This window comes from Aminobacter sp. P4_D5 (assembly GCF_056401815.1).
In genome coordinates this window covers 26,381-33,052 of the sequence record NZ_JBFUIP010000060.1, presented here as the reverse complement: position 1 = coordinate 33,052, position 6,672 = coordinate 26,381, and the positions used below count along the sequence as shown (strand labels likewise).

Here is a 6,672-nt window from a genome sequence, read left to right as displayed (position 1 = left end):
GCTGATCTCCCCCCTTGAGGGGGAGATGTCCGGCAGGACAGAGGGGGGTGGGACGGAGAGCTACCTGGAAAGGAGACCGCAATGAACGAGGTCGTCACCAATCCAACCGAACCTATCCTCGAGATCGAAAACCTCTCCATCTCGTTTTTCACCCGGCGCGGCGAAATCCCGGCGGTGATGGACTTTTCTTGCACCGTCATGCCCGGCGAGGCGATGGGCATCGTCGGCGAGAGCGGCTGCGGCAAGTCGACCGTTTCGCTCGGCATCATGCGCGACCTCTCCAACATCGGAAAGATCGTCGGCGGTCGTATCAAGTTCCAGGGCAAGGACATGGGCGACATGTCCGAAGAAGAGTTGCGCTCCATCCGTGGCAACAAGATCGCCATGATCTACCAGGAGCCGATGGCCAGCCTGAACCCGGCGATGAAGGTCGGCCAGCAGCTGATGGAAGTGCCGATGATCCACGACAAGGTGTCGAAGGACGAGGCCTACAAACGTGCGCTCGAATTGGTCCGGGCCGTCAAGCTGCCCGACCCCGAGCGCATGATGCGCTCGTTCCCGCACCAGCTCTCCGGCGGACAGCAGCAGCGCATMGTCATCGCCATGGCGCTGTTGTCCAAGCCCGCGCTGCTGCTGCTCGACGAGCCCACGACCGCGCTCGACGTCACAGTCGAGGCCGGCATCGTCCAGCTGGTCAAGGGCCTAGGCAAGCAGTTCGGCACCTCGATGATCTTCGTGTCGCACAATCTCGGCCTGATCCTGGAGACCTGCGACCGCATCACGGTGATGTATTCGGGCGAGGCGGTCGAGACCGGGTCGATCAAGGACGTGTTCGACCGCATGCGCCATCCCTACACGCAAGGGCTGTTCCGCTCGATCCCGCTGCCAGGTGCGGACAAGAATTCGCGCCCGCTGGTCGCCATTCCCGGCCAGCTGCCGTTGCCGCACCAGCGCCCCAAGGGCTGCAATTTCGGCCCGCGTTGCCACCACTTCGTCGAAGGCCTGTGCAACGCCGACGAAATCCCGATGATCCCGGTTGCCGGAAATGAGGGCCATTTCAGCCGCTGCGTGCGCTTCAACGAGATCGACTGGGCGGCAATGCCACCGGGTGCCGAAAAGAAACACGAGCCGGTCAAGCCGGGCGCGCCAGTGCTTAAGATCGACGATCTCAGGAAGTATTACCGCGTCGGCGGCAACGAGGTCTTCGGCGCCGGCGGCGAGGGCAGGGTCGTCAAGGCCAACGAGACCATCAGCTTTGTGGCGCGCGAGTCCGAGACCGTCGCCATCGTTGGCGAATCCGGCTGCGGAAAGTCGACGCTGGCCAAGGTGCTGCTCGGGCTCGAGACGGCAAGCTCCGGCAAGGTTCTGCTCGGCAACAAGGAAATCCAGTCGACCGGCATCGAGGACCGCGACGTTGCCACCGTCTCGGCGATCCAGATGGTGTTCCAGAATCCGTTCGACACGCTCAACCCGAGCCATTCGGTGGGATCGCAGATCATCCGCACGCTGGAAAAGTTCAAGATCGGCAAGACGGCCGCCGACCGCACGCAGCGCATGCTGGAACTGCTCGACCTGGTCAAGTTACCGCGCGCTTTTGCCGAACGCATGCCGCGCCAGCTCTCGGGCGGGCAAAAACAGCGCATTGGCGTTGCCCGCGCCTTCGCCGGCGAGGCCAAGGTGGTGGTGGCCGACGAGCCGGTGTCGGCACTCGACGTCTCCGTCCAGGCGGCGGTCACCGAACTCTTGATGGACATCCAGCGCAAGTCGAAGACGACGATGCTGTTCATCAGCCACGATCTATCCGTGGTGCGCTACATCGCCGACCGCGTGGTGGTGATGTATCTCGGCCATGTCGTGGAGCAGGGCACGACCGACCAGATATTTTCGCCGCCCTATCATCCCTACACTGAAGCGCTTTTGTCGGCGATCCCGATTGCCGACACCTCGGTGGTCAAGAAGCACATCGTGCTCGACGGCGACATTCCCTCGGCGATGAACCCGCCGTCTGGCTGCCCGTTCCAGACCCGCTGCCGCTACAAGAGCCAGGTGCCGGGCAATCTCTGTGATACGCAGGTCCCACCAGTGCGCGAAATGGGCAACGGCCACCAGATCAAGTGCCACCTGCCGCCCAGCGCCTTCGATGCCATGGAGCCGGTCATCAGTATGGGCAAGGGTGCAGCGTCAGGCGCACACGACATCACGCCGGAGGCATAGGCGGGAGGAAAGGTTCTCCACGGGTTTGCTTTCCTGGCTACTGGTTTCCGGTTTTTCAAAACCATCTCATTTCTTCGCACCCCCCTCTGCCCTGCCGGCATCTCCCCCTCAAGGGGGGAGATCAGGCATTCATAGGCGCTCCRCCTATCCTCAACGTCATAAGAGAATTTCCTGCGCCGTTGCTGGACATGACGCGAAGCCGAGGCGACTAATCTCCCCCCTTGAGGGGGAGATGCCCGGCAGGGCAGAGGGGGGCGAAGGATCTCTGCAAAGGCGATTGGCTGTCATCATCTGTCAGCAWSCAGCGTGGATAGCCGCSCSCRYTTTTCCACRCCCTGCCAAASCTGCCGTATCATTCCCCCATCGTCCTTACGGGACCTGGTGCGCACCGGGTATCAGGAAGGGCGGCGGTGACCTCCCGCCACGGTGTCGGTATCCGTGGCTCCGAGGGCCCGACGACAGGCCGGCGTTTTCCGGTGCAGGGTTCCGCAAATGGAATGCTGCGCGGCGGGGAAATGCGGAAAAGCCGCGGCGATTGTCCATGGAATGTACATGGAGCGGCGCTGTGACCGGCCAACCTTGGGACAGACACCGAGCGGGGCGCGAGGTCGCGCCAGTTAATATCTTGTCTTATGACTTTTCTGCCGGTTTTTGGCATTGAGAGATGCCCGATCCGGGGTGGCCACCTCGGATCGGGCGGAAGGGGATGGATCGAAGTTGTCTCGGTCTTCGAGGACCGTCGATTAGTGTGATCACCCCTTTCTTTTCCACCAGACCTGGACGGAAACCAGGGCTTCGGGCCCGGATGACAAGAGTAGGACAGCGGAAAAGATGGACAACCTCTTAGCCCAAACGGTCGGCATCGACGTCTCAAAAGCGACCCTTGATGTCTATGTCCTTCCCGCCGGCTGCGGGCAGCAATTCACCAATACCGCCAAGGGCCACAGGAACCTGATAGATTGGCTCGGGCAATGGCCGATTGATCGGATCGCCTATGAAGCTACTGGCGCTTATCACCGGCAGATCGAGCAGGCCTTGGCCGATTTGCCATGCGTCAAGCTGAACCCGGCCCGCGCAAGACGGTTCGCACAAGCGACAGGGACTCTGGCCAAGACGGATAAAATTGATGCAGCCATTCTGGCTCGTATGGCAACGACGCTCCAGCCTCCTGTGCGTCCCGCAAGTACGCCTCAACAAGCGAAACTCGCGAAATTGATCAGTGCGCGCGACAGCTTGGTCCGCGATAAGATCGCGCTGCAAAATCAAGCGAAGAACCTGACGCTGCCTCTCCTCAAGCGTCAGCACAAAAAGCGCCTGGATCAGATCGAGCGGCATATCGAACAGGTCGATGCCGAACTAGCGACTATCGTCGCAGCCGACTCAGAGTTAGCCCGGCGGCACCAAATTATCTCGAGTATTGCCGGGATTGGTCCACGAACCGCCGATCAGCTAGTCGCTACCATGCCAGAACTGGGAACACTCGACCCCAAGCAGGCTGCTTCTCTTGCCGGCCTTGCTCCGGTCACCCGTCAGTCGGGACAATGGAAAGGCCGCAGTTTCATTCAAGGGGGAAGAGCCAATGTAAGGCGTGCACTTTATATGCCCGCCCTCGTTGCCGCCCGCTACAATCCAGATCTCAGAGCAAAATATCAAAGCCTCATTGCCTCCGGGAAACCGGCGAAGGTCGCTGTGGTCACCCTTATGCGCAAGCTCATCGTGATGGCCAACGCGCTCATCAAAGCCGACCGCCTATGGGCCGAAAAACGGGCTTGATCACAACGGAAACTAATCGGAAGGCACGGCCTCGCGCCCCGCTTCCCGAACTACCTCCCGAAAATGGGAGTGCTCTTTGACAGAGGCCAGGCGCGAAAGCGAGCGTGGCCGTGAATAAGCTTGACTGGATCGTCGCGTCGAGCACGGCCGGGTGCTCGTCTTGGCGCACCTCTCGCAAGCTGCGCGAACTGAGATCCCGGCCGCGCCGGTCAATGGATCCCGGCTCTCGCTTTGCTCGGCCGGGATGACGGGCGCGATAGGAACGGTGAGTTCGCCCTACCTCACTGGCGCCAGCAAGGCGAAATGGGCACCCTGCGGGTCCTGGCATTGCACGATCCACTGGCCGCCGGGCACTTCCATCGGCCCCATCAGAACCTTGCCGCCGTGATCCGTCACGCGCTGTACCGCTGCGTCGATCGATGACACGTTGAAGTAAAACTGCCAGGCCGGCATCGGCATCTGTTCGGGCTTGTTCATCATGCCGCCGATCATGCCCTTGCCGGCGTTGAACATCTGGTAGATGCCCATCTCTCCCATGTCGAACTGGTCGTCCTTGCCCCAGCCGAACTGGCTCGAATAGAACTCGAGCGCTTGGCGCCAGTCGGTCGTGTAGAGCTCGTGCCAGCCGACATGGCCCAGCGTATCCAGCGGCACTGCCGGCTGGTCGAGGCCTTTCGGCTGCAGGAACATAAAAACCGCACCCTGCGGATCGGCGACGACGGCGAACCGCCCGACTTCAGGAATGTCGTCCGGTGCCCTGAAAACGGAACCGCCGGCCTTTGTCAGTGATGCCACCGAAGCGTCGACGTCCTTGGTGTCGATGTAGCCGATCCAGGCGGGTGGCATTCCCATCTTCTTGGCATCTTCCGGCAGGTCCATCAGGCCGCCGACGCCGCGGTCGCCGGCATTGACCACGATGTAGCGCGGCATGTCGGGCGCCTTGTCGAAGGGCTCGGCCCGCCAACCCACTACGGCCGTGTAGAAGGCCTCGGCGGCGTCGACGTCGGTCGTCATCAATTCGTACCAGAAGAAGGATTGCGGGGTACGGGGCATGTCTGGCTCCCTTGCGTTTGCTGCCGTCTTTCGTTGGCGCATGGATCGCCGTGGCGCGGCAGAGCTATCATAAGACGCGGACCCTGGCGGATTTTCGACAGCTGGCCAAAACTTCCTGAGGGCACAGCAAGTATTTGGGATAAATCCTGACAACAAAATTCATATTATTTTTGAGGCTTTTCAAATAGTTAGCTTGAAAATTGACCAATTGATAAAAAATTTGAACGTGCTACGCTTCCTCAAAATTAGAATAAACTGGGGAACTGGAATGGCAGAAGGTCTTTTCAAGGAAGGCATCGTCGGCGGTCGCCTTGAGTCAGCTCAATACGCCGAGAATTTCTCCGATCTGCACCCGCCTCTCGACCGTCACGAGGCGCTGGTCGAGTCCGATCGCTGTTACTTTTGCTACGATGCGCCGTGCATGACGGCGTGTCCGACATCGATCGACATCCCGATGTTCATCCGCCAGATCTCGACCGGCAATCCGCTCGGGTCGGCCAAGACCATCTTCGACCAGAACATCCTTGGCGGCATGTGCGCGCGCGTCTGCCCGACCGAAACCTTGTGCGAAGAGGTCTGCGTCCGCGAGGTCGCCGAAGGCAAGCCGGTGCAGATCGGCCGCTTGCAGCGCTATGCCACCGATGTGGCGATGGAGCAGGGCAAGCAGTTCTACGAGCGCGCCGCTCCGACCGGCAAGAAGATCGCCGTCGTTGGCGCTGGTCCCGCAGGTCTCGCCGCCGCTCACCGGCTCGCCCGCTACGGCCATGAGGTGACCATCCTGGAAGCCCGGCCCAAGGCCGGCGGCCTCAACGAATATGGCATTGCCGCCTACAAGAGCACCGACGATTTCGCTCAGGCCGAAGTCGACTACGTTACCGCAATCGGCGGAATCACAACTGAAAACGGCAAGGCGCTCGGCCGCGACTACCATCTCGCCGATCTCATCGCGTCCTACGATGCAGTGTTCCTCGGCCTCGGCCTTGCCGGGGTCAATGCGCTGCGCGCCGAAGGCGAGGACGCCAACGGCGTTTCCAACGCTGTCGACTTCATCTCCGTACTGCGCCAGTCGAGCGATCTATCCGGCCTGCCGGTCGGTCGCCGTGTCGTCGTCATCGGCGGCGGCATGACGGCCGTCGACGCTGCCGTGCAGTCGAAGCTACTCGGCGCGGAAGAGGTGACGATCTGCTACCGCCGTGGCCAGGAGCATATGAATGCTTCCGGCTTTGAGCAGGATCTCGCGGCTGCCAACGGCGTCGTCATTCGGCATTGGCTGCAGCCCAGGCAGGTCGTATCGGACGGCGGCAAGGTGGTTGCCATCGAGCTCGAATACACCGCGATGAAGGGCGACAGGCTCTCTGGCACAGGTGAAATCGTCAGGCTCGCCGCCGATCAGGTGTTCAAGGCGATCGGCCAAAGCTTCGAACCTTCGTCACTCAACGGCGGCGGCGCTTCGATCGCGATGGAGGCTGGTCGTATCAAGGTCGATGGGGAGGGACGCACGTCGCTCAACAAGGTCTGGGCCGGCGGCGACTGTATATCAGGAGGCGACGACCTGACCGTCTCGGCCGTAGCGCAAGGGCGCGACGCGGCTGAATCCATCAACCGCGCCCTGATCGGCTAAGGGAGGACAAG

At 61.4% G+C, this 6,672-nt stretch carries 4 protein-coding genes; 3 read left to right on the top strand and 1 reads right to left on the bottom strand.

Annotated elements, in window-relative coordinates; translation table 11 throughout:
• Nucleotides 1-81 precede the first annotated feature (81 nt).
• A complete protein-coding gene (locus AC1DWF_RS15095) occupies nt 82-2,214 on the top strand; it encodes a dipeptide ABC transporter ATP-binding protein (protein WP_476783764.1) in 2,133 nt (710 codons plus the stop codon).
• Nucleotides 2,215-3,045: 831 nt separating this feature from the next.
• On the top strand, nt 3,046-3,987 hold the full coding sequence (locus AC1DWF_RS15090; RefSeq protein ID WP_476783763.1) for an IS110 family RNA-guided transposase: 942 nt from the start codon (nt 3,046-3,048) through the stop codon (nt 3,985-3,987).
• A gap of 276 nt (nt 3,988-4,263) precedes the next feature.
• Here the strand turns inward: AC1DWF_RS15090 and AC1DWF_RS15085 are convergent, their stop codons facing one another.
• The gene (locus tag AC1DWF_RS15085; RefSeq protein ID WP_476783762.1) at nt 4,264-5,040 is read right to left on the bottom strand and encodes a VOC family protein; all 777 of its coding nucleotides are present in this window, start codon (nt 5,038-5,040) and stop codon (nt 4,264-4,266) included.
• Between the two features lie 268 nt (nt 5,041-5,308).
• Between AC1DWF_RS15085 and AC1DWF_RS15080 the strand changes: the two genes are divergently transcribed.
• On the top strand, nt 5,309-6,661 hold the full coding sequence (locus tag AC1DWF_RS15080) for an NAD(P)-dependent oxidoreductase (RefSeq protein ID WP_476783761.1): 1,353 nt from the start codon (nt 5,309-5,311) through the stop codon (nt 6,659-6,661).
• Nucleotides 6,662-6,672: the final 11 nt, after the last annotated feature.